At 38.2% G+C, this 25189-nt stretch carries 26 protein-coding genes; 9 read left to right on the forward strand and 17 right to left on the reverse strand.

All coding sequences use genetic code 11. The features are described 5' to 3' along the window. Positions 1 to 112 precede the first annotated feature (112 nt). Genes NBG71_RS08160 through NBG71_RS08175 form a run of 4 tightly spaced genes read left to right on the forward strand, consistent with a single transcriptional unit; the run spans position 113 to position 5038 of the window. A complete protein-coding gene (locus tag NBG71_RS08160; protein ID WP_075673678.1) occupies positions 113 to 2599 on the forward strand; it encodes a fimbria/pilus outer membrane usher protein in 2487 nt (828 codons plus the stop codon). Positions 2600 to 2629: 30 nt separating this feature from the next. Then, the gene (locus tag NBG71_RS08165; RefSeq protein WP_075673677.1) at positions 2630 to 3394 is read left to right on the forward strand and encodes a fimbrial biogenesis chaperone; all 765 of its coding nucleotides are present in this window, start codon (positions 2630 to 2632) and stop codon (positions 3392 to 3394) included. A gap of 25 nt (positions 3395 to 3419) precedes the next feature. Then, a complete protein-coding gene (locus NBG71_RS08170) occupies positions 3420 to 4490 on the forward strand; it encodes a fimbrial protein (protein ID WP_109419114.1) in 1071 nt (356 codons plus the stop codon). Then, on the forward strand, positions 4490 to 5038 hold the full coding sequence (locus NBG71_RS08175; RefSeq protein WP_156733764.1) for a fimbrial protein: 549 nt from the start codon (positions 4490 to 4492) through the stop codon (positions 5036 to 5038). The genes NBG71_RS08170 and NBG71_RS08175 overlap by 1 nt, the downstream gene beginning before the upstream one ends. Before the next feature lie 3 nt (positions 5039 to 5041). Here the strand turns inward: NBG71_RS08175 and tadA are convergent, their stop codons facing one another. Continuing rightward, positions 5042 to 5572 (reverse strand): tRNA adenosine(34) deaminase TadA, encoded by a 531-nt coding sequence (gene tadA, locus NBG71_RS08180; RefSeq protein WP_075673674.1) that lies wholly within the window; start codon positions 5570 to 5572, stop codon positions 5042 to 5044. Positions 5573 to 5679: 107 nt separating this feature from the next. Beyond that, positions 5680 to 6315 (reverse strand): LysE family translocator, encoded by a 636-nt coding sequence (locus NBG71_RS08185; RefSeq protein ID WP_250916748.1) that lies wholly within the window; start codon positions 6313 to 6315, stop codon positions 5680 to 5682. Positions 6316 to 6793: 478 nt separating this feature from the next. Here NBG71_RS08185 and NBG71_RS08190 point away from each other — a divergent pair, with 478 nt between their 5' ends. Then, entirely contained in the window at positions 6794 to 7054 is a 261-nt protein-coding gene (locus NBG71_RS08190; RefSeq protein WP_075673672.1) for a YfhL family 4Fe-4S dicluster ferredoxin, read from the forward strand. A gap of 41 nt (positions 7055 to 7095) precedes the next feature. On the opposite strand, the gene acpS is transcribed toward NBG71_RS08190, so the two are convergent. The 12 genes from acpS to trmN form a co-directional block, all read right to left on the reverse strand. Continuing rightward, a complete protein-coding gene (gene acpS, locus NBG71_RS08195) occupies positions 7096 to 7476 on the reverse strand; it encodes a holo-ACP synthase (RefSeq protein ID WP_099659373.1) in 381 nt (126 codons plus the stop codon). After that, the gene (gene pdxJ, locus NBG71_RS08200) at positions 7476 to 8207 is read right to left on the reverse strand and encodes a pyridoxine 5'-phosphate synthase (protein ID WP_075673670.1); all 732 of its coding nucleotides are present in this window, start codon (positions 8205 to 8207) and stop codon (positions 7476 to 7478) included. The genes acpS and pdxJ overlap by 1 nt, the downstream gene beginning before the upstream one ends. Before the next feature lie 69 nt (positions 8208 to 8276). After that, positions 8277 to 9017 (reverse strand): DNA repair protein RecO, encoded by a 741-nt coding sequence (gene recO / locus NBG71_RS08205; RefSeq protein ID WP_075673669.1) that lies wholly within the window; start codon positions 9015 to 9017, stop codon positions 8277 to 8279. 9 nt (positions 9018 to 9026) lie between these two features. Next, positions 9027 to 9935 carry a GTPase Era gene (gene era / locus NBG71_RS08210; RefSeq protein WP_023581601.1) on the reverse strand — a complete coding sequence of 303 codons (909 nt, stop codon included), beginning with the start codon at positions 9933 to 9935 and terminating at the stop codon, positions 9027 to 9029. Beyond that, complete coding sequence (gene rnc, locus NBG71_RS08215; protein ID WP_075673668.1) at positions 9932 to 10612, reverse strand: ribonuclease III; 681 nt, start codon at positions 10610 to 10612, stop codon at positions 9932 to 9934. Before rnc ends, era begins: the two co-directional genes overlap by 4 nt. A 195-nt stretch (positions 10613 to 10807) precedes the next feature. Further along, positions 10808 to 11779: a signal peptidase I gene (gene lepB / locus NBG71_RS08220; RefSeq protein ID WP_075673667.1), complete on the reverse strand. Its 972-nt coding sequence runs from the start codon at positions 11777 to 11779 to the stop codon at positions 10808 to 10810. A gap of 14 nt (positions 11780 to 11793) precedes the next feature. Next, the gene (gene lepA / locus NBG71_RS08225) at positions 11794 to 13590 is read right to left on the reverse strand and encodes a translation elongation factor 4 (protein WP_075673666.1); all 1797 of its coding nucleotides are present in this window, start codon (positions 13588 to 13590) and stop codon (positions 11794 to 11796) included. Positions 13591 to 13891: 301 nt separating this feature from the next. Beyond that, positions 13892 to 14356 carry a SoxR-reducing system protein RseC gene (rseC, locus tag NBG71_RS08230; protein WP_099659371.1) on the reverse strand — a complete coding sequence of 155 codons (465 nt, stop codon included), beginning with the start codon at positions 14354 to 14356 and terminating at the stop codon, positions 13892 to 13894. Positions 14357 to 14368: 12 nt separating this feature from the next. Next, a complete protein-coding gene (gene rseB, locus NBG71_RS08235) occupies positions 14369 to 15337 on the reverse strand; it encodes a sigma-E factor regulatory protein RseB (RefSeq protein ID WP_075673664.1) in 969 nt (322 codons plus the stop codon). Positions 15338 to 15384: 47 nt separating this feature from the next. Further along, complete coding sequence (rseA, locus tag NBG71_RS08240; protein WP_229578322.1) at positions 15385 to 16011, reverse strand: anti-sigma-E factor RseA; 627 nt, start codon at positions 16009 to 16011, stop codon at positions 15385 to 15387. A 38-nt stretch (positions 16012 to 16049) separates the two neighbouring features. Continuing rightward, the gene (rpoE, locus tag NBG71_RS08245; protein WP_006533574.1) at positions 16050 to 16628 is read right to left on the reverse strand and encodes an RNA polymerase sigma factor RpoE; all 579 of its coding nucleotides are present in this window, start codon (positions 16626 to 16628) and stop codon (positions 16050 to 16052) included. A 295-nt stretch (positions 16629 to 16923) separates the two neighbouring features. Further along, positions 16924 to 17679 carry a tRNA(1)(Val) (adenine(37)-N(6))-methyltransferase TrmN gene (trmN, locus tag NBG71_RS08250; RefSeq protein WP_075673662.1) on the reverse strand — a complete coding sequence of 252 codons (756 nt, stop codon included), beginning with the start codon at positions 17677 to 17679 and terminating at the stop codon, positions 16924 to 16926. Positions 17680 to 17941: 262 nt separating this feature from the next. Here trmN and srmB point away from each other — a divergent pair, with 262 nt between their 5' ends. After that, on the forward strand, positions 17942 to 19306 hold the full coding sequence (gene srmB / locus NBG71_RS08255) for an ATP-dependent RNA helicase SrmB (protein ID WP_231133406.1): 1365 nt from the start codon (positions 17942 to 17944) through the stop codon (positions 19304 to 19306). A gap of 228 nt (positions 19307 to 19534) precedes the next feature. Here srmB and tnpA read toward each other — a convergent pair whose 3' ends face one another. Both tnpA and grcA read right to left on the reverse strand, forming a co-directional pair. Further along, on the reverse strand, positions 19535 to 19990 hold the full coding sequence (gene tnpA / locus NBG71_RS08260; protein ID WP_250916749.1) for an IS200/IS605 family transposase: 456 nt from the start codon (positions 19988 to 19990) through the stop codon (positions 19535 to 19537). A gap of 215 nt (positions 19991 to 20205) precedes the next feature. Next, positions 20206 to 20589 (reverse strand): autonomous glycyl radical cofactor GrcA, encoded by a 384-nt coding sequence (grcA, locus tag NBG71_RS08265; RefSeq protein WP_023581591.1) that lies wholly within the window; start codon positions 20587 to 20589, stop codon positions 20206 to 20208. 333 nt (positions 20590 to 20922) lie between these two features. Here grcA and ung point away from each other — a divergent pair, with 333 nt between their 5' ends. Continuing rightward, a complete protein-coding gene (ung, locus tag NBG71_RS08270; RefSeq protein ID WP_075673659.1) occupies positions 20923 to 21603 on the forward strand; it encodes a uracil-DNA glycosylase in 681 nt (226 codons plus the stop codon). 117 nt (positions 21604 to 21720) lie between these two features. On the opposite strand, the gene grpE is transcribed toward ung, so the two are convergent. Beyond that, entirely contained in the window at positions 21721 to 22332 is a 612-nt protein-coding gene (gene grpE / locus NBG71_RS08275; protein ID WP_075673658.1) for a nucleotide exchange factor GrpE, read from the reverse strand. A gap of 100 nt (positions 22333 to 22432) precedes the next feature. Here grpE and nadK point away from each other — a divergent pair, with 100 nt between their 5' ends. Further along, complete coding sequence (nadK, locus tag NBG71_RS08280) at positions 22433 to 23332, forward strand: NAD(+) kinase (protein WP_083629114.1); 900 nt, start codon at positions 22433 to 22435, stop codon at positions 23330 to 23332. Between the two features lie 87 nt (positions 23333 to 23419). Then, positions 23420 to 25081 carry a DNA repair protein RecN gene (gene recN / locus NBG71_RS08285; RefSeq protein ID WP_250916750.1) on the forward strand — a complete coding sequence of 554 codons (1662 nt, stop codon included), beginning with the start codon at positions 23420 to 23422 and terminating at the stop codon, positions 25079 to 25081. Positions 25082 to 25189 lie beyond the last annotated feature (108 nt).

Raw genomic sequence — 25189 nt, forward strand, 5'->3', positions numbered from 1 at the left:
TGCGTTAAATTTGATAAAACACTTCAATTTAATAAAAATAAAATAAAAAGTAATTAAATAAATATTCATTATTTAATTAGTTTTTATTTAATTAATAATTAGGCGTTTATTCATGTTAATTTCTTTTTTTCACAGCACAATATGGAAAAACATTTGTGCCATTTTGCTATTGTGCTTAGCGTTTTTCGCTCAAGCCGAGCAAGATGATTCTGTGGAATTTAACATTCACATGTTAGATGCCGAAGACAGAGATAATGTCGATTTATCTCGTTTTGCAACTTCTAATTACATTCTTCCGGGTATGTACTACTTAGATATCCGTATAAATGGTCGTGACTTCCCTCGCCAAAACATTAATTATGTTGAAGTAAAACCTAATTACTCCATCGCTTGTATTGACCCTACTCTTCTAAAAAAATTAACAGTTAACGAAGAAAATCAAAAATTTATCGAAGAAATCTCACCTGATTGTTTCGATATTAGTCAATTACCGGGTATCTCTATCAAAAATGATGGCGGTATTCTTGATATTGTTATGCCTCGCTCATTAATGAAATATGAAGATACGGATTGGACCCCTCCTGAATTGTGGGATCCTGGTGTCTCCGGGCTATTAGTTGACTATACCTTAACAGGTACATCAACTCGACCGAATAAAGGCAATAATAACAACTCATTGACAGGTTATGGACAAGCTGGAATTAATTTTGGTGAATGGCGACTACGTGCTGAATATCAAGGAAACTATTCATCTGAATATTCATCAAATAATAGCTTTGATTGGAATCAGCTTTACGCCTATAAACCATTACCTAACCAAGCAGCAAAACTAACGCTGGGTGAAACTTATTTAAACTCTCAAGTCTTTGATAGTTTTCGTTTTACAGGTGCCAATATAAAAAGTGATGAAAGAATGTTACCTCCTTCTTTGCAAGGTTATGCACCTGAAATCCACGGCATTGCAAACACCAATGCGAAAGTAACTGTAACGCAAAATGGTCGCTTAATTTATGAAACCACAGTACCTGCTGGCCCTTTTGTTATTAAACATTTACAAGACACAGTACAAGGTCAATTAAATGTTAGAGTTGAAGAACAAAACGGTAAGGTAAACGAATTCCAAGTACAGACCGCCAATCTACCTTATATGACTCGTCCTGGCTCTGTGCGTTATAACACATCAATGGGTCAGTCATCGCTCAACAACCATAAAATGCAAGGCCCTATTTTTTATCAAGGTGATTTTTCATGGGGTATGAACAACACATGGTCATTGTATGGCGGAGTTTTGTTGACGGCTAAAGATTACAATGCATGGTCATTAGGCTTAGGTCACGATATGGGCCGTTTAGGTACTCTTTCAGGTGATATTACTCAGTCTTATAGCAAAACTTATGATGATGAGAATATCAACGGGATGTCATTCAAACTGAACTACGCTAAAACATTCGATGAATACCATAGTACGATTACTTTTGCGGGTTACCGATTTTCAGAGAAAACATTCCGGTCTTTCTCTCAATATATAGATGAACGTTATAACGATATTAATAACAATGGTTATGAAAAAGAGATGTATACCATTACAGGCAACAAAACTTTTTGGGCTGATGATATTGAAAAATCGACAACACTTTACCTCTCTTATCGACACCAAAACTATTGGGATAAAAATACACAAGAACAATATGGTGTTACGGTAAGTCGTAATTTTTCTATTATGGGTATAGAGCAGATTAATACTAATTTATCTGCATTCCGTACTCAGCATAAAGGAAATACAGATGATAGTATTTCTTTTAATATTTCAGTTCCATTAGGAAGTGGCAAAAGCATTGGTTATAGCCTGCAAGACAGTAATGGAAAAGTGAACCAAATGGCCTCTTATTCTGATAATAGCAATTATAATAATCTATGGCGTGTTCGTGCTGGTTTAAGTTCCGACAATAAAGCCAATACTGATGGTTATTATCAACATCGTTCGCAATATGCAGAAATTAATGCTAATGCAAGTTATCAACAAGATAATTATGTTGCAGTAGGTGCAACAGTTAAAGGCGGATTTACAGCAACGCGCCATGGTGCGGCATTACATAGTAGTAGCATGACATCAAGTACTGCCCGCATGATGGTTGATACAGACGGGGTTGCAGGCGTGCCATTTAATAATCAAAGCACCACTACAAACCTATTTGGTATCGGTGTATTAACTGACTTAACTAGTTATAACAATGTTGATGCCCGTATTGATGTTGATAAAATGGATTCAGATATTGAAACACACAAAGCCATTACTTCTGCAACATTAACAGAAGGTGCGATTGGCTATTATAAATTCCCTGTTCGCCAAGGTGAGCGCCTAATGGCCATCTTACAAACTGTCGATCAAAAATACCCACCATTTGGTGCCGAAGTCACCAATAAAAACGGTGAAAATATGGGAATGGTAATGGAAGATGGTTTAGTTTATATCGCCGGTGTTAACCTTAATGAATCATTAAACGTGATCTGGGGTGGTAAAACCCAGTGTACGATTACAATTCCAGCGGCAATTAACGATCCACTAAAACGTGAATTGTTATTATGTCAGGGATTTTAATGAACAAAATGAATTACTAGAGATAATTGTATGAACTCATTCAACACACTCAAAACGCTTTTTTGTGGCTCATTAATTGCACTCAGCATAGTGAGTACAACTCAAGCGGGCGTGTCATTAGATAGAACTCGTATTGTATTAACAGGTAGTGAGAATTCAGCTAGCGTAAACCTAAAAAATACTAGCCCTGACATTCCTTTTTTAGCTCAATCATGGGTTGAAAATGAACACGGCCAAAAAATTGCCTCTCCTTTAGTGGCGTTGCCACCTTTGCAACGTCTTGATGGTGACCAAAAAGGGGTTGTTAGAATAACCAAAACAGCAGAAATTGGACTTTTACCACAAGACAGAGAATCACTGTTCTATTTAAATGTGCGTGAAATTCCACCAGCACCCAAACAAGCTAACGTGTTACAAATGGCAATGCAGTCTCGCATTAAATTATTTTACCGACCAACTGCCATTATTCCTGAAAAGCCAGGAATGATTTGGCAAGACCAGTTGGTGTTTAAAAAACAAGGTAATCAATTTATTGCTGAAAACCCAACACCTTATTACATCACCATTATAGGGCTTTCCAATAAACTGAATGGTGAAGATAGCGATAAGTTAACCACATTCCCTGGTTTAATGGTTGCACCTAAATCATCACTGGAAATTCCAGTTAAAACCAATGGCGTCAATCAATTTTACATGATGTATGTAAATGACTACGGTGGACATCCAGAATTGAAGTTTGTTTGCCAAAAAAATAGCTGTACAGTGGCACCGAAAGAACAACAACCAAAATACTAATTAACTTGACGCCGGTAGGAATAAAATGAAATTAACGACAGCAAATTTTTATTTCAATACGCTAAAATTACTTTTTACTGGCGCAATGTTATGTACTCCAATTGTTGCTTCCGCATACATTCATGGTGAGGTTCGCACCGTTGGTGGCCCTAATATCTTTAGAGTAGAGTTAAATAACGCAACATTTCCGAATAACAGACCTGGTGAAACTGCCAGAGTAAATTTTTCTTTACCTGATAGATATTTAGCAACAGTTTATTGTCCTAAAGATCCCTTAGTTCCTAATTCTCGCACTTATTATATGGCGAATTCTGACCTACGCTATTTAGGTAATAATTACTATGAACTTAATGAATACGTCGATGTTCAGATCAAGTTTTCTATTTGGGGCCCAGAAACACTACCTACAGTTCCTTTTATTGAAAAACCTAACAATCGAAATGGGCAACAAGGTTGCCGTATTCCTGAATCACCAAAACCCAACATGTCGTCAGGAAGCAGCGGTGTATTAGTGTTTCGTCTAAAAAAACCGATTATTAATGGTGTTTCATTAACAGGGCAAGCTGTAGCTCAAATGTATGCCCGTGTGGGTAATGGCTTATATCAAGAGTATGGCCCGGAACCAATTTCAAAATTAGTGATTAGTTCAGGAATACTGACCACTGAAGATAAATGCACATTTAATAATGGCTCTCCAATTACCTTTGATTTTGGCAATGTTGGTAATACTTCTGACTATTTAAATGGCCAAAATTACAAGATCACGCGCAATATTCCAATAAAATGTGAAGGTGGTAGTTTTACTAATCCTAACAGTCGAATTATGTTTAAAATTCAAACAGGAAGCTCAGGTGTTGCTAGCTTTAATCCTAATTACCTTGGTACAACAGGACCTGTAGATAGAACAAATCTAGGTATTGTTTTAAGAGACAAATCAGGAACGATTGTGCCACCTAATCAATATTTCTCTGTTGGGAAGCTGAATAATTTTAAAGGTAATTGGGAAGTTACTGCTGCTCCTATTGCAAAGGCAGGGAGCAAAATTACAGAAGGTGAGTTTTCAGCACATGCCACATTAGTTGCGGAGTTTATGTAATGAAAAACTCAATAATAAAATCGGCTATTTCTCTTTTATTATTACTTTCACCTTCTGCCTATGCTGTGACAGAGCTTATTGGCGGTGATATGGAGTTTAAAGGTGTTGTTGTCGCACATGGTTGTACCATTGTTGCTGGAGATGAAAATAAAGTAATCGATTTTAAGCAGATATCTGCCAAAGATCTCTATACCTTTCAAAAAAGTGAACCCGTTGCTTTTAGTATTAGTTTAGAAAATTGCAGTCAGGACATTTATAAAAGCGTCACGATTACGCTAGATGGGAAAGAACATCCTACAATGCCCAATCACATTGCTGTTGTCGGCACAGGATCTGAAGATCCTAAAAGTATCGGGATTGTATTTACAGATGTTCAACGCAATGTTATTCAATTAAAAAAGCCGAGCTCAACTCGACTTCTTAATAATAAACGTATTCAATTTAATTTTATGACGTATGTTGAGGCATCGTCCTCTGCACTAAAAAATCAAACTTTACTAACTGGCCCTTTCCAAGCCCAAGCAACATATACCCTTAATTATCAGTAAATATTATTCTTTTATTGCTGGTTCAGTATTGATTATGGCTGGACTGGCTTTTTGCTTTTTAAGCTGTTTCTTTTCAGCCCTTCTCATTTTAAAAAACTGACTTAAAAGCTGCGAACATTCTTCACCTAATACACCTGAAGTTATCTCAACTTTATGGTTCATTCCGGGATGCTGCAAGATATCAATAAATGAACCAGCCGCACCTGTTTTTAAATCTGAGGCACCATAAACCACGCGTTTTACCCGGCTATGCACAATCGCTCCGGCACACATCACACAAGGTTCAAGGGTAATATAAAGAGTCGCATCGAGTAGACGATAATTTTGTAAATGCTTTCCCCCTTTGCGTAACGCCATAATCTCTGCGTGTGCAGTGGGATCGTTATCGATAATTGAATGATTCCATCCTTTAGCAATGATTTTATTATCAACGACTAATACTGCACCCACCGGTATTTCACCGATTTCTTGTGCTTTATGCGCTTGCTCAATCGCTTTATGCATCCAATAAATATCATCTTTAATTTTATTCACAAGGATATCTCTTCATTATCATATAGCGAGATATTGTACCCTGTTTTCTATTGATAACTAAAGAGATTGTCTTGAATTGTTTATGACAAAGATAGCAAGATGAAATTTTAGTTTACGCGCGCTTCTGTGGCTAATTTGACAGCTAAAGTGCCTAAAATTGTCGCCATAAACCACCGTTGAACCAATGCCCAACGAGGCCTTTGCATAAAGAACCCTGCAATAGAACCCGCTGCAATAACAATCAATGCATTTACTACAATGCTAATAATAATTTGAATACTACCTAACACTAATGATTGATTTAAAACACTGCCATTTTGAAGGCTAATAAATTGAGGTAACAGTGATAAGTACATCAACGCAATTTTAGGATTGAGTAGATTAGTGATAAAGCCCATTACAAAGAGTTTTGTCGTATTACCTGAAAGTAATTTTTTCGGATGAAAAATAGAACGCCCGCCGGGTTTAATAGATTGCCAAGCGATATAAAAAAGGTAAATAACACCACAAATTTTTAGTGTATCGTAAGCATAAGGTACTGCCATAAAAATAGCGGTAATACCAAATGCCGCTAATAACATATAAAAAATATAACCGACAGCCACGCCAACTAATGAAATAAATCCGGCTTTTTTCCCTTGAGAAATTGAACGAGAAATCAGGTAAATCATATTAGGACCCGGTGTTAACACTAATCCCAAGGATAAAAGTGCAAACGTCCACATATTAAACAGCGTTGGCATAGTACACCCCTTATTTTATTGTATTATTTAACATCAATAACAGAGTGTTAGGTGTGCTGGATAACACAAAAAATACTATTTTTTGTTATTTGTTTTTTATTTATTGCCAAAAAGCAAGGATATCTCGATAAACACTTATCGAACATTATCGCCAACAGAAAACCCAACATTAAAAAACATTATGTAATGTTATTAGTGCAACTGGCTTTCATTTCTCTTCATTAATAAGTATTTAATCTTTTATTTATGTATGCTAATAAAGCATTTTAGCGATGCTACTTTAGGAAATTCACTATAAATGGTAACCTTACTCCCCCCTTACTTAGTGCCTATTAAACAAAAGATTGGGGTAATATTCCTATTTGAATGATAAAACACTACTTTATCGGATATAGCGACCCAAAACTGATAGATGGTAACATATAAGTGCAAGATATAAGTTACTGAAATTTAATAATTTATATATTAAGTGACTGATATGGCTTTACTAATTACGAAGAAATGCATCAACTGCGATATGTGTGAACCTGAATGCCCAAATGATGCGATTTCAATGGGGGATGAAATTTATGAAATTAATCCTGATCTTTGCACTGAATGTGTAGGACATTACGATAAACCAACTTGCCAATCGGTTTGTCCGATTACTAACACGATCATCACTGATCCTGCTCATACTGAATCTCAAGATGAATTATGGGAAAAATTTGTGTTGATCCACCACGCAGATAAGATCTAAACCTTAATCGATGGATTTTGTGGGTGATAAATCTAAGAGAGCTATTTTTCTAAAATAACTGTCGCACAAGCATAACGCTGTTCATCAGCAAGTGTTACGTGAATAGAGTTTATCCCCGCTTTCTCTGCCATCTCTTTTGCAACCGCTAAAAAATGCAATGTAGGTTTGCCTAATTCATCATTACGCACTTCAAAATGGTTGAAAGCCAATCCTAAACGAATACCTGTTCCTAATGCTTTTGCCGCTGCCTCTTTTACTGCAAACCGCTTAGCTAAAAAACGTACTGGCTGTTTATGTGATCGATAAATTTCCCATTCAGTATCAGTAAGAATGCGACGAGCAAGGCGTTCACCAGAACGCCCTATAATTTCTTCGATACGTGATATCTCGACAATATCCATACCTAAACCAACAATAGCCATTAGCGACGCGCTTCTCGCATTAAGCGTTTCATTTCTTCAACCGCTGGTGCTAATCCACTAAATACCGCTCTACCAATAATAGCGTGACCAATATTCAGTTCATACAGTTCAGGTAATGCAGCAATACGTTGCACGTTGTGATAGTGCAGACCATGTCCTGCATTCACTTTTAAACCTTTAGATGCAGCATAAGTGACTGCATCACGAATACGGACAAACTCTTTTTCTTGAGCCATTTCATCTTCAGCGTCAGCATAAGCGCCAGTGTGGATCTCAATAAAAGGAGCACCAACACGGTCGGCTGCGTTAATTTGCTCATGGTCAGGATCAATAAATAGAGAAACTTTGATACCCGCTAAAGATAAGCGTTTAATTGCATCAGCAACTTTAGCTTCATTGCCAACAACGTCTAAGCCACCTTCTGTTGTCACTTCTTGGCGTTTTTCAGGTACTAAACAGCAAAAATCAGGCTGAGTTTGACAAGCTATCTCGATCATCTCTTCAGTGACTGCCATTTCCAGATTTAATCTTGTCTGAACCGTTTGGCTTATCAGCATTAAATCGCGATCAGTGATATGACGTCTATCTTCACGTAAATGGATAGTAATACCATCAGCACCAGCTTGTTCTGCAATAAAAGCCGCTTGAACAGGATCGGGATAAGTTGTGCCACGGGCATTACGAAGGGTGGCGATATGGTCAATATTAACGCCAAGTAGAATATCAGACATGCTCTTCTCCTGAAAAATAACGTTGCATTACCTTAGTTTACACATTCCATAGAGAAGAAAAAGACAATATTACTGTTCTGCCATCAATGCTCTTTTCTTTGGGGCTTTTTTAATGGCAAATTGTCTAAAAAGTTCTCTACTTTTTAATGGCTTTCCGCCTAAATAGGGCTTCAATGCCATTCGAGTAAACCTTTTAGCCGCTTTTAATGTTTCAACAGTAGGAAATTCACGACTAGCTAAGGATTTTAATTCAAATCCAGTAAAACTATTATGATCAACCACTAAACTCGCAATAAAGCCTTTCTCTTCTCGATAACGATAAGTCATCGAATCTGAAACTGGCTCTCCACTTCCCGCACAATGCAGAAAATCTAAGCCATAGCCAAGTTGTGTTAATAACGCGAGTTCAAAGCGTCTCAGTGCAGCTTCAGGTGTAGTATCGCTAGCAGCAAGAATTTGCAAACAGGAAAGGTATTCAAAAAAAAGTACACTATAAGACGTACCATTTTCTAAAACGCGAGATAATAACTCATTGAGATACAACCCACTGTATAGGACAGAGCCTGTCAGCGGTAATGCTAAAGAGATAGGTTCAGCATCACGAAGTGTTTTAACTTCTCCTCGCCCACTCCAACGAATGAGCAAAGGAGTAAAAGGTTGAAGCGCCCCTTTTAAGGGTGAACGACGGCCTCGCGCACCTTTTGACAATATGCGTACTCGTCCTTCATTTTCAGTGAAAAAATCGAGTAACAGACTCGTTTCACTGTAAGGTCGAGCATGGATAACAAATGCACGTTGCCAGCCATCCACTTCAGTTACCTACTTTAAATCGTCCACATAGCCAAGGCTACGTAAAGCACGTTCATCATCAGCCCAACCCGCTTTGACTTTCACCCAAAGTTCTAAGTGAACTTTGTTTTCAAATAAGTCTTCCATATCCATACGGGCTTCAGTACCAATTTTCTTGATTTTCGCACCTTTATTACCAATAACCATCTTCTTCTGGCCTTCACGCTCAACCAGAATTAATCCGTGGATATCATAACCACCACGCTCATTGGTAACGAATTGTTCGATTTCAACCGTGACAGAATAAGGCAATTCTTCACCTAAAAAGCGCATCAGTTTCTCACGAATAATTTCTGACGCCATAAAACGCTGAGAGCGATCAGTAATATAATCTTCTGGGAAATGATGAGTCGCTTCTGGTAAACACTTACGTACGATTTTCGCAATCGTATCGATATTCATGTCTTTTTCAGCACTGATTGGTACAACATCAAGAAAATCCATTTGTTGACTTAAAAAGCCAATGTGTGGAAGTAACTTGGTTTTATCAGTCACGTTATCCACTTTATTAATTGCTAATAAAACAGGGCAACGTAATGATTTTAATTTATTTAATACCATTTCATCGTCAGGCGTCCAGTTGGTGCCTTCGACAACGAAAATAACCAATTCAACATCACCAATTGAACTGCTTGCTGCACGGTTCATCAATCTGTTGATGGCTCGCTTTTCTTCAATATGCAAGCCCGGTGTATCCACATAAATAGCTTGGTAAGCGCCATCTGTATCAATACCCATGATACGGTGACGCGTAGTTTGCGGTTTACGTGATGTAATAGAAACTTTCTGCCCCAGTAATTGGTTCAGTAGTGTTGATTTTCCCACATTTGGGCGACCGACTATCGCAATAAATCCGCAATAGGTTTGTTCTTCGCTCATTCAAGCTCCAGTTGTATTAATGCCTGTTCAGCAGCGGCCTGTTCAGCTTTACGACGGCTTGTACCCATCCCTTTGACAGGTTGTTCGATACCGCTTATCTGACAATGGATCGTAAACTCTTGATCATGGGCTTCACCACGAACCTGTACCACAATATAAGAAGGTAATGGTAAATGACGGCCTTGCAGATACTCTTGCAAACGAGTTTTAGGATCTTTTTGCTTATCGCCCGGGCTGATTTCAGCCAAACGATTCTCATACCAATTTAAAATAATTTTTTCGATATTTTGAATATCACTATCGAGGAAAATAGCACCAATTAAAGCTTCCACCGTATCTGCTAAAATTGATTCGCGACGAAAACCGCCGCTTTTTAATTCCCCTGGGCCTAAACGTAGACATTCGCCTAGTTCAAATTCACGCGCTAGCTCAGCGAGTGTATTTCCACGAACAAGTGTTGCTCTCATTCGACTCATATCACCTTCATCAACACGAGGAAAGCGATGATAAAGTGCGTTAGCAATCACATAGCTTAGAATTGAATCACCTAAAAATTCTAAACGTTCATTATGTTTACTGCTGGCACTACGATGCGTTAAAGCCTGTAGTAATAATTCATTTTGCGTAAAAGTATAGCCCAGTTTCTTTTGTAACTGGTTTATTAATAAAGTATTCATGTGCGATCAATTTCCATAACTTAATTTGAAGCACACGCAACAAATCTGTTTAAGACAACGAGAAATTATCGAGTTGGATAACAGAACTGTTGCGTTTGCACTGGCCCCTGTCAATAACAGGGGCCAATCATATTTAAAGAAGCGACATATTCTACACTTAGATAAGAAGGAATGCTGTCGCTATTTTGTTAATTATTACTTAATGCCACCAATACGGCTAAAACGAACGCCTGTTGGCCATTCATTCTCTACTTTTTCAAAGCTCATCCAGATTGTTGTCGCTTTACCGACTAAGTTCTTCTCTGGAACAAAGCCCCAGAATCGACTATCAGAGCTACCGTCTCGATTATCACCCATCATAAAGTAATGGCCTTCAGGAACAATCCACGTACCGACAGGTAATCCAGGTTGAATAAACTCAGGCATCGTCATATCACCAGGTATTGTCATAATACGGTGAGAGACTTTATCAATAGTTTCTACCCTTTCTTCTTCACGTAATTGAGTTGCTGTTGAAATAGGCTCCTCAATTGGAATAGATTTCATACCATTAATACGCTGACCACCCGGTACATTTTGTAATAACAACGTCCATTCACTTGGATAAGCAGTACCGTAATTTACTGATATTTCTTCATTGCAAATAGCTTTATCACAATTTGGATAGATATGAAGTTTTTTCGACATCATATCATAAACAATTTTATCGCCCGGTAATCCAATAACACGTTTAATAAAATCAGTAGAAGGATCACGAGGATATTTAAATACTGCAATATCACCTCGTTTTGGCTTCCCTGTATTAATTAACGTTGTCTGTGTAATTGGATCTTTTAATCCATAAGCAAATTTTTCAACCAAGATAAAATCGCCAACCAACAAGGTTGGCATCATGGAGCGAGAAGGTATTTGAAACGGCTCATACACAAATGAACGCAGAACCAAAACAATAATCAAGACTGGAAATAAAGAGCCTAATGTCTCCGCCCAGCTTGGCTTATTAATTGATTTTGCTAACTCTTGCTGATCCTCGGTCCCTTGCGTCATCTCTTGAAGACGCTTTAGTTTTGCTTTTCGGGCAGGCTTGAGCTTAAAGCGCTCAATTCCCCAAAAAATTCCCGTTATTAGCGTTGCCAGCGTTAGGATCAAGGCAAACGTGTTAGCCATGTTTTCTCCTTAAATTATTTATCTTTACCAACATGAAGGATGGCTAAAAACGCTTCTTGTGGTAGCTCTACGTTACCAATTTGCTTCATACGTTTTTTACCATCTTTCTGTTTCTGTAACAGTTTCTTCTTACGGCTAACGTCACCGCCATAACATTTGGCTAATACGTTTTTACGTAACTGTTTAACAGTTGAACGAGCAATAATGTGGTTACCAATTGCTGCTTGGATGGCGATATCAAACTGTTGGCGTGGAATAAATTCTTTCATTTTTTCCACCAATTCACGACCACGATAAGGTGCATTATCGTTATGTGTAATCAATGCTAAAGCATCAACACGCTCACCATTAATCAAGACATCTACACGAACCATGTTAGAGCCTTGGAAGCGGATAAAGTTATAGTCTAAAGAAGCATAACCGCGTGATGTTGATTTTAATCGGTCAAAGAAATCTAATACCACTTCAGCCATCGGAATTTCATAAGTTAATGAAACCTGATTACCATGATAGACCATATTGGTTTGAACACCGCGTTTTTCGATACATAAAGTAATTACATTACCTAAGTATTCTTGCGGTAATAGCATATGACACTCAGCAATAGGCTCTCTGATTTCTTCAATATTATTCAGTGGTGGTAATTTAGACGGGCTATCCACTAATACAATATCACCGTTAGTCATTTCAACTTCATAAACTACGGTTGGGGCCGTTGTAATCAGGTCAAGGTCATATTCACGTTCTAAACGTTCTTGAATGATCTCCATGTGCAGAAGACCCAAGAAACCGCAACGGAAACCAAAACCTAATGCAGATGAACTCTCTGGTTCATAGAATAATGAAGCATCGTTTAAGCTCAATTTACCTAATGCATCACGGAATGATTCATAGTCGTCAGAACTAATTGGGAATAAACCGGCATAAACCTGTGGCTTAACTTTTTTAAAGCCAGGTAATGGTTTATCTGCTGGTTTTTGGGATGCTGTTAAGGTATCCCCAACAGGTGCACCTAAAATATCTTTAATACCACAAACAACCCAACCAACTTCGCCACAATTTAATGATGTTGTATCAATTTGTTTGGGTGTAAAAATACCAATACGGTCAATATTATAAACTTGTCCCGTACTCATTACCTTGATTTTATCGCCTTTACTTACTTTACCGTTTTTAACACGAATAAGTGAAACAACACCCAAGTAATTATCAAACCAAGAGTCAATAATCAGTGCTTGTAATGGTGCCTCAGGATCGCCTTCAGGCGCTGGGATTTCTTTAACAAGACGCTCGATAACTTCTTTAACACCAATACCTGTTTTTGCAGAGCAACGCACTGCATCTGTGGCATCGATCCCCACAATGTCTTCAATCTCTTCAGCAACACGCTCAGGCTCTGCTGCTGGTAAATCTATTTTATTTAAAACAGGAACGACGGTGAGATCCATATCCATCGCTGTATAGCAGTTAGCTAATGTTTGCGCTTCAACCCCTTGCCCGGCATCTACGACCAATAAGGCGCCTTCACACGCTGCGAGTGAACGAGATACTTCATAAGAGAAGTCAACGTGTCCTGGGGTATCGATAAAGTTAAGCTGATAAACTTCACCGTCATCAGCGGTGTAATTTAAAGTTACGCTTTGCGCTTTGATTGTAATACCACGTTCACGCTCAAGATCCATAGAATCAAGAACCTGCGCAGCCATTTCACGATCTGTTAAGCCACCACAAATTTGAATAATTCGATCAGATAACGTCGATTTACCGTGGTCAATATGTGCGATAATGGAAAAGTTACGTATGTTTTTCATTCTGAAATTATTTTTCTCTATTGCTTTGCTCTATAAATCTGGCTTTGGAGTCATTCATGGACACAAAGCGAAAACTCTATATTGCAGGAGTTATGATTGATGACGCATTCTACACATTAGAGACATTATACTCAAAGAAACGTTCATCAAACACAAACATTTATGCTAAGACTTGCATTTATTTGTAATTTTTTGCGAGTATTTTCTAGATAAAGAAATGCGTTAATTTAAGATGAGTATTATTACAAAAGCGGCATGATAAAAATAATGGGGCAAATGCCCCATCTCTTTAATCTGCTCATTATTCTTGAAATTGAACTTTAAGTTCATGAGGTGGAAGCCCTATTTGCAATATAACAGGCTCAAAACCTTCGTCTTTACTCCACCAAGTCGCCACTTTTTTTGCAAATAAGAAACCAAGGATACCACCTACAAGCCCACTGCAAAAAATAGCAAACTCACTAGAAAACCAAAGGCTCGCAATGCCTGCGACAATAAATAGACCAATAAGTGGCGTTAAATACACAAGCATTGCAGAAAGAAGTAGATTATTTTCAGGAATACCCACTTCCACTTTTTGCCCCTCGACTAAAGTTTGTGCAACAGGAAGTTCAAGTTGATGAACTGTCTCTGGCCCTATTTTATTTAATAAATAAGAGCCGCAGGCAGCACGAGCTTGGCAACTACCACAGCCAGAAGAAGAGCCGTAGCGTAATAACGCTCGACCTTCATGCCAATGTATAACTGTTGCCCACTCTTTAACCATAACTTATACCCTTTACTTTTTCGTAAATACAACACTATTAACTATTGCTTGTGCCGTAGGAAACGGTAACTGACCAATAAAGGTAATTTCATTACCTTCTTTGTCATAGGTATAAATTGTATTACGACCATACCTTAACATTTTATCGCGTTCGGGCGAATTAACCTGTTGACCACTTTTATTAACATAAATAGAGAAGTCAAATAAGCCATCGCTAAATAAAATCGACTGACTAAACTCTGTTTCAGAAATCTGATGGTTACTGCGTTTTACCTCTTTAAAACCTTCAGGTAATTGACTAACTGACCAGTTATAAACCAATGGCTTAGATTTTGGCACAAGTAATAAAGGAGGCATATTGACAGTACGTAATGAATTAAGTGCATCTTTAACTTCACTTCCTTCATTAACGGTGATCACTCGAAATTGCTCAATGATGTCATTATTCTTATCTAACAGATCGACTCTTAAAGGCAGATATCTTTCCTCATCAATAAACAAGACATAATCGTAGCGGTCATTGTTTTTCGATAGCACACGAACAACTCGGCTCGGAATATCACCAATATGCGTTCTACCTGCATCAATAAAATTATAATACCCCGATAACTCATTGAAATTTTGGTAAATGATAGAAGGGATATAATCAACGATATGATCATTTCTTAAGCTAAAGGCATCTAAACCGGGTTCAAAATAACTGATTTCATCACCACGTTGAACAATTTCACGGCGAGTACTATCCATTTGCATTAATTGTGCAAGTGGTTTGCCATCAATCAGAGTGTGACGGTAGCGAATAGGAACAATACCTTGAGAATTGATATTGATAAAAGATAATTCATAGGTAGAGCTTTGACTTATCTGACCCATCTTTTGCAACAAAGCCTCGACACTACCTGTTTGAGGTTGCGCCAAGGCTTGTATCGGCATTGACAGGCTCCCCACCAGCAATAAGGTGGATAACCATGATTTTTTCATTACGACTGTTTCATTCCCACACGTTATTTATACATTCACATCTATTATTACTGTGCTACTACAGGTTGAGTTTCACCTTGAGCGCTGATTGGCGCTTCATTTTGTGGTGCATTATAGATACGACGATCTAACTCATACTGTTGCAGCATTAATCCAAGGCGCTGATTACGCTCTTGTAAACGTGTTTGCTGGTCTTTACCTAAAGTATCGTTTTGAAGATTTAAACTTACAGGCGAACCTGAACCCATAATAGGTTGAGTATTAAATACAGGTGTATCTACTTGAAAATCTTCAGAACCACTTTTTCCATTATATTGCTGAACACCAACAATAACAGCTAATGAAACACAAGCCGCGACACCGATTTGAGTTAACTGACTTGCCCAAGGACGTAACGTTTGTAAGAAAGAGTGCTGACGCCATTGTGATGGCGCAGGTTGCTGCTCTTGTTGTTGTTCAGGACTTATGCGAACAGGTTCATTCTCTAAAGCGAGCGCAACGCGACTTGCGATATCGAAGTGGACTACTTCACCTACATCACCACGCATTGTGTCACGAATTAAATGGTAGTGTTGCCATGTCTCTTTCATAGAGTCATCACGAGCAATTGTACCCATTAATTCTTTATCAAGAATTTCGCCATCCATAAATGCAGAAAGTTTTTCTTTTTGCATGTAAAAGTACCCTTCAGTCAATGATGGTTCACCCACAATTAAAACTCTTGTATTAATGGTTGAACCTTATTATCAATAGCTTCTCGCGCCCTAAAAATACGTGAACGTACTGTTCCGACAGGGCAGTCCATAATGACCGCTATCTCTTCATAGCTTAGCCCGTCAAGTTCCCGAAGTGTAATAGCAACCCTTAAATCTTCAGGTAATGACTCTATGGTGTGAAAAACCACTCTCCGTAACTCTTCAGACAACATTAAATTCTCAGGGTTCGAAATTTCTTTTAGTGCATTAGGTGATTCGAAATTTTCAACATCACTCGCATCTAAATCATTCGAAGGCGGACGTCGCCCCTGTGCGACCAGATAATTTTTTGCTGTATTCACAGCAATGCGATAAAGCCATGTATAAAACGCACTATCTCCACGGAAAGAACCAATGGCGCGATAAGCTTTAATAAAGGCCTCTTGCGAAACATCTGGCACATCGCCCTGTGGTACATAACGGGAAATCAGGCTTGCTACCTTGTGTTGATAGCGGATAACCAGCAAATTAAAGGCTTTCTGGTCACCATTTTGTACCTTTTCAACCAACATTTGGTCCGTTAACTGCTCGCTCATTAGAGATGGACTCTCCCGAAGTCAAGCTTCGCACTATTTTTAAATGACTCCGTCATATTTACTCTCGTTATTCCTTCTCGTTTTATGAGCTACAAGACTTGGAGTGCAAAAATAGCATGAAGTTCAATTCAATCATTATTTTAAGAGATGAATCACAAAAAAATCATCATGGTGATCACCCAACCAAAATGCAATTTGCCAATAAAAAAACGATAACACAATGATATTATTTAAATATATACGATTACTTACAACAATATATATTATCTTAAACAATGTATTATTAAATATAGATTTAATAATATAAATAAAAGTCAGTCACCCAAGAGCGAAACTTATCAGTGTAATGCCCTCCATTATTACGAATAATAAGTTCATCTATACTACATTCAACACTGCTTTGATTTTGTCTTTGAAATGCTAACAAAATTCGATGATAAGGTTTATCTGCACTATCTTTAATATTAACGCGTCTTGCAATATTCCACTCTTTTTTTTCTGCGATTTCAATAAATTGCTCACCAATAGAGTAAGGTAATACAACACAGAACAATCCATCTTCGGTGATAAGTGATTGTGCACTATCCAGCAATCCCTCATGCGTTAAGGTTTTAGTATAACGTGCTTGCTCACGAGCATCATTACGGCAAGCAATTGCTGGTTCAAAATAAGGAGGATTACTTACAATCAAATCATACTTATTTTGCGCTTTTTCAGCATAATGATAAATATCATCATGATGAATATGAATAAGTGAGCGCCATTGTGACTCTTGAGCATTTTCCGTAGCTTGTGATGCAGCCTTTTCATCGAGTTCAATACCATCTAGGCGTTCAATTTGATTCGCTCGCTGAGCTAACATTAATGCAATTAATCCACTCCCTGTACCAATATCAAGCGCACTTTTTACATTATCGATAGGTGCCCAAGCACCTAATAAAACACCATCTGTCCCCACTTTCATTTCACACTTATCATGAGCAACAAAAAATTGTTTAAATGTAAAACCACCTTTACGTAATCCCACTTTCTTCACTTTCTTTTGATTCATCTATTGGCTCTATTAATTCGTATTACTATCTCTTTTATTAATTATCATTCATGTCATTGAAAAAGAGATATATGGTATGATAACGCGTCTGCCTACCCTATCTTAACATTAAACTATTTGTATACGATGCTCGCTTATTTAGATTAAGCCTAAAAACAACGAATACCTTCGTCTATCGGTAATATATAATGTGATAGCGGTAAATCCTCTGGCTTTTAGCGGGGGATAATGTCAAAATCCGCGCCCTAAACAGAGGTATACAATGACAGCCACGACATTTTCCAGTCTTGAACTTGATGACAGTTTATTGACCGCATTAGAAGAAAAAGGATATCAACGTCCTACTGCTATTCAAGCAGATGCAATTCCTGCCGCAATGGATGGACGCGATATTTTAGGCTCTGCGCCAACAGGCACAGGGAAAACTGCGGCCTTTTTGCTTCCGGCAATTCAACACTTGCTTGATTATCCACGTAAAAAATCAGGCCCACCACGTATTCTTATCCTAACACCAACTCGCGAACTTGCTATGCAAGTTGCTGAGCAGGCAAAAGAATTATGTGCGCATACACATTTAGATATCGCCACTATCACAGGCGGTGTTGCTTATATGAATCACGCTGAAGTCTTCAGCGAGAACCAAGATATTGTTGTTGCAACAACAGGTCGTTTATTACAGTACATCAAAGAAGAAAACTTTGACTGCCGTGCGGTAGAAATGCTGATTTTAGATGAAGCAGACCGCATGCTAGATATGGGTTTTGCTAACGACATCGAAACGATTGCAGGCGAAACTCGCTGGCGCAAACAGACATTACTGTTCTCCGCAACACTAGAAGGTAATGCGGTTATTGATTTTGCACAGCGCATTCTCAATGAACCTGTTGAACTTAATGCTGATCCATCTCGCCGGGAACGTAAAAAAATTCAGCAGTTCTATTATCATGCTGATAATCTCGAACATAAAACAGCGTTGCTTGCTGCACTATTGAAGCAAGAAGATGTTAAAAAATCAATTGTCTTTGTTCGCAAAAGAGAGCGTGTAAGAGAACTTGTCACTGCGCTAGAAAAACAAGGTATTAAATGTAGCTACCTTGAAGGTGAAATGGCGCAGACACAGCGTAACGATGCGATCAAACGTTTAGAATCAGGCAAAATGAATGTGCTTGTTGCCACAGACGTTGCTTCACGTGGCCTTGATCTAGATGACATCACACACGTTTTCAACTTTGACTTACCTCGTACTGCGGATGTTTACTTGCACCGTATTGGTCGTACAGGACGCGCAGGTCGTAAAGGTATCGCGATTTCATTAGTTGAAGCTCACGATCATCCATTATTAGGGAAAATTGGTCGTTACGTTCAAGAGCCTATTAAATATCGTGTTGTTGCCGAACTACGTCCAGAAACCAAAGCGCCAAGCCTGAAAGCAACATTCAAACCTTCTAAAAAAGTGCTCGCTAAACGCAAGGCGAAAAAAGAAGAAGAGAAAAAAGCGGTTAAAGAAAAAGTGCGGACTCGTGATCGTAAAAATATCGGTAAACGTCGCAAAGCAGTTGCTGAACATACAGAAAAGAATGTGGCTCCTGCTGCACCAGCAAAAAAAACGAACACTGATAACGAATAATCTGTACTCTTTCTGAACTTATAAAAAAACCGTATCTATATAAGGTAGTTACGGTTTTTTATTGTTCTCTTTTCTTTCTTATTTTATATAGAAAAAATCTTATATAGAAAAATCATAACCACCCGTAAAACGGGTGGTTTGCTCTTGCCCTATAAGGGCTTATTACCGACTGCGCCTAAATGACGCTGCTTTCTCTTCGTTCAAGCTAAGTGTCTTTGCTACTTTGGCTTACCCCTTGAAGGGGTTCTCATATTCTTTACTACTCAATTTATCCGAGATTAAATCCGACTTTTCTTGTTCTCTGATATACTTTTGAATTGTGGCTTCGTTTAGCCCCACTGTTGTGACATAGAACCCTTCCGCCCAAAACTTTCTGTTGCCAAATTTATATTTTAGATTGGCATGTCTATCAAAGATCATTAGCGAGCTTTTACCCTTCAGATATCCCATAAAGCTTGAAACACTTATCTTCGGTGGAATACTCACTAACATATGGACATGACCTGGCATGAGGTGACCTTCGATTATTTCCACACCTTTATACTTACAAAGGTCTCTCAGGATCTCACCTATACTTGAACGAATATTATTAAAAATTACTTTCCGTCTATATTTCGGCGAAAAGACGATATGGTATTTACACAGCCACTTTGTATGCGCTGAGCTTTGTGCTTTAATGCCCATAAACACCTTTCCTTATTTAAGTTACGAATATTAGCTTGAACATCTATATCGTAACGGAAAGGTGTTTTTCTTGGTATAACCCTTGAACGCCACCCGCAAAGCAGGTGGTTTTATGTTTAAGACGCTAGCGCGACTTAAACTGGCTAAAGCCATAAATAAAAAAAGCCCGATATTTTCATATCGAGCTTATTATTAACTTATTACTTTAGTGAAAATTACAGGCTTTCTGTGAAAGTACGAGTAATAACATCACGTTGTTGTTCTGGAGTCAGAGAGTTAAAACGTACTGCATAGCCAGAAACACGAATAGTTAATTGAGGATATTTCTCAGGATTGTTAACAGCATCTTCCAGTGTTTCACGGCTTAATACGTTAACGTTAAGGTGTTGGCCACCTTCTACACGAACAACCGGTTTTGATTCTACAGGTACTTCTCGGTATTCGATATTGCCTAACTCTTTACGGTTAATCACTTGGCCTTCTTCAAAGCCTTTTTTAGCACAGATGCAACGAGCTTCGCCGTTTTCATCATCCAATAACCAGAAAGAATGTAATAAATCGTCGTTATCAGCTTTAGTAATTTGGATACCAGTAATCATTTCGACCTCCAATGTGGGCACAAAATCAAATTCCAATCTCATATCAGAACTTGGGTATTTGGTCTAACCAATGTTTCTGTCTACTTATATACCAGTATAAATGGCGTCATTCTTTGATAAATATCAATAAAATTCATAAGCACCTTAGCCAGAAAGGTGCAAAGTGTTGTTTTAAATCAATAATCACTTATAGCTTATTTGCAATTTTTTTGTAAATTTTCAAATAAAAGTTGAGGGAACAATTAATTCTTATTTTTAGGTCGTAATATTTTCATTCCCATTATGAAATCGGTAAGCTTAGGCACTATAAGATATCAACAAGGATTTTAGGTTATGACTACACCATTAACTTGGCATGATGTGATAGGCGCTGAAAAAGAAAAGCCTTACTTTCATCAAATTATGTCTCAAGTCGCACAACAAAGAGCCGCAGGTAAAATCGTTTATCCACCTCAAGAAGATATTTTTAATGCTTTTCGTTTTACACCTTTTGATAATGTGAATGTAGTTATTTTAGGGCAAGATCCTTATCATGGCCCTAATCAAGCACATGGACTCTCTTTTTCAGTACGACCGGGCGTGCCAGCGCCACCTTCGTTAGTCAATATGTATAAAGAGCTTGAAAAAGAATACCCTGATTTTAAACGCCCCAACCACGGCTATTTAGAAAGCTGGGCAAAACAAGGTGTTTTATTGCTTAATACAGTATTAACAGTAGAGAAAGGCCAAGCACATTCTCATGCTAACTATGGTTGGGAAATCTTTACTGATGCAGTAATTGAACAAATCAATCAGCGTAGGGATGGGGTTATTTTCTTACTTTGGGGTGCCCATGCTCAGAAAAAAGGGCGTTTTATTGATACCAATAAACACGTTATTTTAAAAGCACCTCATCCATCACCACTCTCTGCCCACAGAGGCTTTTTAGGTTGTGGTCATTTCAAACAAGCCAATGATATTTTACAGCAGCAAGGTCGTACACCTATTAATTGGCATCTTGATCCTATTGAATAATATCGCCCCATAAAACATAAAACCGCACAATAACAAGAATATTAAATAATCTTCGTATTGTGCGGTTTACTTTATCTACATGTAATAACACATGTGATAACAGATGCTTTATCGGTATTATTTAGAAACGATAACCATAGCTGGACGTAATAAACGACCATTCAAGGTATAACCTTTTTGCATAACATCAACCACATGATTGGATTCATGTTCAGGACTATCAATTAAAGTCATGGCTTGGTGAACTTCAGGGTTAAATACCACATTTTTTTCTTCAACCACTTCAATGCCAAACTTACGAACAGCATCTAAGAAGGATTTCAAAGTTAACTCTAACCCTTCAATCATCGGTTTCATCGTTTCATTTTCATGATCTGCCGCAGATAAAGCACGCTCTAAATTATCGAGCACAGGCAATAACTCATTAGAAAACTTCTCAAGTGCAAATTTATGCGCTTTCTCAATATCTTGCTGAGTACGGCGACGCACATTTTCAACTTCAGCGAGAGCACGAGCCATCGCTTCACGCTCTGTTTTTTGTGATTGCTCCAGTTGTTTTTCAAGAGAATCGATACGCGCTAATGCTTCCACTAACTCAGCTTGAGCATTAAAGTCCGCTGTTGTTTCTTCGGTCATTACTTGCTCTTGAGATTCATCCATTACAGATCCCATTCCTTCTTTTTCTTTTGAGACTTGCTCTTCATGTACATTTTGTTCTTTACTACTCATGAACATCTCCGCGTAGTTTTGGTATTCATCTTCATATTTAGTTTATTATGGGGATCAATAAACGGGTTTCAAGGAATTGGCGTAAAACGAGGGTAAAAAAATGCCAGATAATACCGTAACGGAAGAAAAACACTTTAAATGCATTGGCATTGTTGGTCATCCACGCCACCCTGAAGCAATTTCAACTCATGAAATGCTCTATCATTGGCTATTGGCTCAAGGCTATGACGTTATTATTGATACACAAGTTGCTCAAGAACTAAAACTAGAAAATGCACAAACAGGTGATTTAACACAAGTTGGCAAAGTTGCCGATCTTGTCATTGTTGTTGGTGGTGATGGTAATATGCTTGGCGCTGCACGCGTTTTATCTCGTTATAATATCAAAGTAATTGGTGTTAACCGGGGGAATTTAGGTTTTCTTACAGATCTTGATCCTGATAATGCCTTACAGCAATTAACCAATGTATTGGCAGGACACTATCGTGAAGAAAAACGGTTCTTACTTGAAGCTCGAGTCTGTGCTGAAGGTCAAAGAACACGTATTGGTACCGCAATCAATGAAGTCGTGCTTCATCCCGGTAAAGTCGCTCATATGATTGAGTTTGAAGTTTACATTGATGATCGCTTTGCTTTCTCTCAACGTTCTGATGGCTTAATTATCGCAACACCAACGGGATCAACCGCCTATTCACTATCTGCAGGTGGTCCTATTTTAACGCCAAACCTTGATGCTATTGCGCTTGTGCCTATGTTTCCACATACATTATCAGCACGTCCTTTAGTTATCAGCAGTGATAGCCAAATTCGCTTAAAATTCTCACAAACAAATATCGATTATGAAGTCAGTTGCGATAGCCAATTAGTGTTACCGATTAAAGAAGGTGATGAAGTTATTATTAAGAGAAGTCGTCAAAAGCTCAATTTAGTTCACCCAACTGATTACAACTATTTTAATACACTCAGCTCAAAATTGGGTTGGTCGAAAAAAATGTTCTAATTTTTGTGTCTCTCTACTTTACTGTATAAAAAACCAGTTTATACTGTATGTAATTACAGATATGTTTTTATACACAGGAGAGGCACTATGCTGACTCAATTAACCATTAGTCATTTTGCCATAGTCCGTGAACTTGAAATCGATTTTTCTGGTGGCATGACCACCATTACAGGCGAAACTGGCGCAGGTAAGTCTATTGCAATTGATGCTCTAGGTTTATGCTTAGGTAACCGTGGTGATGCCAATATGGTGCGCCCAGGTGCAACTAGAGCCGATTTATGTGCACGATTCTCACTCTCTGATACACCATCAGCACAACGTTGGCTTGAAGAACATCATCTTGATGATCATAACGAATGCCTATTAAGAAGAACTATCTCTACTGATGGGCGTTCTCGTGGTTTTATCAACGGCACTTCTGTACCTCTTTCACAATTAAGAGAGCTTGGTTCATTACTTATTCAAATTCATGGGCAACATGCTCACCAACAACTTCTAGAGCCTCGCTATCAAAAACAACTTCTTGATATCTATGCCCATGAACCTGCTTTATTAAAAAGCATGAAGTCAGCTTATCAAACATGGCATCAAAGTTGCCAAACTTTAGCTACTTTTCAACAGCTCTCTTTAGAACGAGAAGCAAGACAGCAGCTGGTTGATTACCACTTAAAAGAGCTCAATGAATTTCAACCAGTACAAGGTGAGTACCCAGAATTAGATCAAGAATATAAACGTCTTTCTAACTGCGGTCAGTTTTTAACACTAAGTCAAAATAGCTTACAAATTTTAAGTGACAACGAAGAGCAAAATATTTTAAGTATGCTCAATGTGGCTAAACATGAAATTACTGAGCTAACCTCAATGGAAAGCCAGTTCAACTCATTATTAGAGATGTTAGAAGAAGCCACTATCCAAATTAGTGAAGTGAGCGATGAACTTCGTCACTATGGCGATCGTTTAGAGATGGACCCTAATCGCTTATTTGAAGTAGAAAAACGCATGTCTAAGTACATTAATTTGTCACGTAAACACCGCGTCGCACCCGAAGAACTCTATGATCTTCATCAGCAATTAATTGAAGAGAAAAATGCCCTACTTCGTCAAAATGATGATTGTGAGGCTTTAATAGAACAAGTCAAAGCTGATCATTTAATGGCATTAGATGTCGCAAAACAACTGCACCAAGTTCGCCAACAATATGCGAATGAATTAAGCCAACTTATCACTAATAGTATGCATCAGTTATCAATGCCACATGGTTATTTTACTGTTGATACCCATTTTGATGACAACTCACTACAAATCGATGGTGCCACAAAAGTTGAATTTAATGTCACCACTAATCCAGGGCAACCTCATCAAGCACTTTCTAAAGTCGCTTCAGGGGGTGAGTTATCACGTATTGCACTCGCAATCCAAGTGATCACAGCAAAAAAAATGGATACCCCAGCACTTATTTTTGATGAAGTTGATGTGGGTATCAGTGGTCCAACAGCTGCTATTGTGGGTAAATTACTACGTGAGTTAGGCGAGTCAACTCAAGTCATGTGTGTCACTCACTTACCTCAAGTTGCAGGTTGTGGCCACCAACACTATTTCGTCAATAAAGAGACAAATGGTGAAGAAACAGAAACAACCATGAAACTGTTATCGAAAAAAGAACGTCTACAAGAGCTCGCTCGCTTATTAGCAGGTAGTGAAGTCACTAAAAATACCTTAGCAAATGCGAAAGATTTGTTGGCTGCATAACGATTAACAAACTTTTATTGATATTTAGGGTCATAGGCAGAGCGTGAAAGGTTTTCAATTGCTGCGTTGTCGATTATCATCGTCACTATGACCCTAAAAGGAATGTAA

The organism is Proteus sp. FZP2095 (assembly GCF_023701425.1).
GTDB lineage: Bacteria > Pseudomonadota > Gammaproteobacteria > Enterobacterales > Enterobacteriaceae > Proteus > Proteus cibarius.

Coding starts and splice junctions, on each gene's coding strand:
- rseC (WP_099659371.1), bottom strand. CDS start 14,356: ATGGTTAAAGAGTGGGCAACAGTTATACATTGGCATGAAGGTCGAGCG.
- grcA (WP_023581591.1), bottom strand. CDS start 20,589: ATGATTACTGGTATCCAAATTACTAAAGCTGATAACGACGATTTATTA.
- NBG71_RS08160 (WP_075673678.1), top strand. CDS start 113: ATGTTAATTTCTTTTTTTCACAGCACAATATGGAAAAACATTTGTGCC.
- rnc (WP_075673668.1), bottom strand. CDS start 10,612: ATGAATACTTTATTAATAAACCAGTTACAAAAGAAACTGGGCTATACT.
- grpE (WP_075673658.1), bottom strand. CDS start 22,332: ATGAGTAGTAAAGAACAAAATGTACATGAAGAGCAAGTCTCAAAAGAA.
- nadK (WP_083629114.1), top strand. CDS start 22,433: ATGCCAGATAATACCGTAACGGAAGAAAAACACTTTAAATGCATTGGC.
- ung (WP_075673659.1), top strand. CDS start 20,923: ATGACTACACCATTAACTTGGCATGATGTGATAGGCGCTGAAAAAGAA.
- NBG71_RS08190 (WP_075673672.1), top strand. CDS start 6,794: ATGGCTTTACTAATTACGAAGAAATGCATCAACTGCGATATGTGTGAA.
- lepA (WP_075673666.1), bottom strand. CDS start 13,590: ATGAAAAACATACGTAACTTTTCCATTATCGCACATATTGACCACGGT.
- recN (WP_250916750.1), top strand. CDS start 23,420: ATGCTGACTCAATTAACCATTAGTCATTTTGCCATAGTCCGTGAACTT.
- rpoE (WP_006533574.1), bottom strand. CDS start 16,628: ATGAGCGAGCAGTTAACGGACCAAATGTTGGTTGAAAAGGTACAAAAT.
- srmB (WP_231133406.1), top strand. CDS start 17,942: ATGACAGCCACGACATTTTCCAGTCTTGAACTTGATGACAGTTTATTG.
- tnpA (WP_250916749.1), bottom strand. CDS start 19,990: ATGGGCATTAAAGCACAAAGCTCAGCGCATACAAAGTGGCTGTGTAAA.
- pdxJ (WP_075673670.1), bottom strand. CDS start 8,207: ATGTCTGATATTCTACTTGGCGTTAATATTGACCATATCGCCACCCTT.
- rseA (WP_229578322.1), bottom strand. CDS start 16,011: ATGCAAAAAGAAAAACTTTCTGCATTTATGGATGGCGAAATTCTTGAT.
- NBG71_RS08175 (WP_156733764.1), top strand. CDS start 4,490: ATGAAAAACTCAATAATAAAATCGGCTATTTCTCTTTTATTATTACTT.
- rseB (WP_075673664.1), bottom strand. CDS start 15,337: ATGAAAAAATCATGGTTATCCACCTTATTGCTGGTGGGGAGCCTGTCA.
- trmN (WP_075673662.1), bottom strand. CDS start 17,679: ATGAATCAAAAGAAAGTGAAGAAAGTGGGATTACGTAAAGGTGGTTTT.
- acpS (WP_099659373.1), bottom strand. CDS start 7,476: ATGGCTATTGTTGGTTTAGGTATGGATATTGTCGAGATATCACGTATC.
- era (WP_023581601.1), bottom strand. CDS start 9,935: ATGAGCGAAGAACAAACCTATTGCGGATTTATTGCGATAGTCGGTCGC.
- NBG71_RS08185 (WP_250916748.1), bottom strand. CDS start 6,315: ATGCCAACGCTGTTTAATATGTGGACGTTTGCACTTTTATCCTTGGGA.
- NBG71_RS08170 (WP_109419114.1), top strand. CDS start 3,420: ATGAAATTAACGACAGCAAATTTTTATTTCAATACGCTAAAATTACTT.
- NBG71_RS08165 (WP_075673677.1), top strand. CDS start 2,630: ATGAACTCATTCAACACACTCAAAACGCTTTTTTGTGGCTCATTAATT.
- lepB (WP_075673667.1), bottom strand. CDS start 11,779: ATGGCTAACACGTTTGCCTTGATCCTAACGCTGGCAACGCTAATAACG.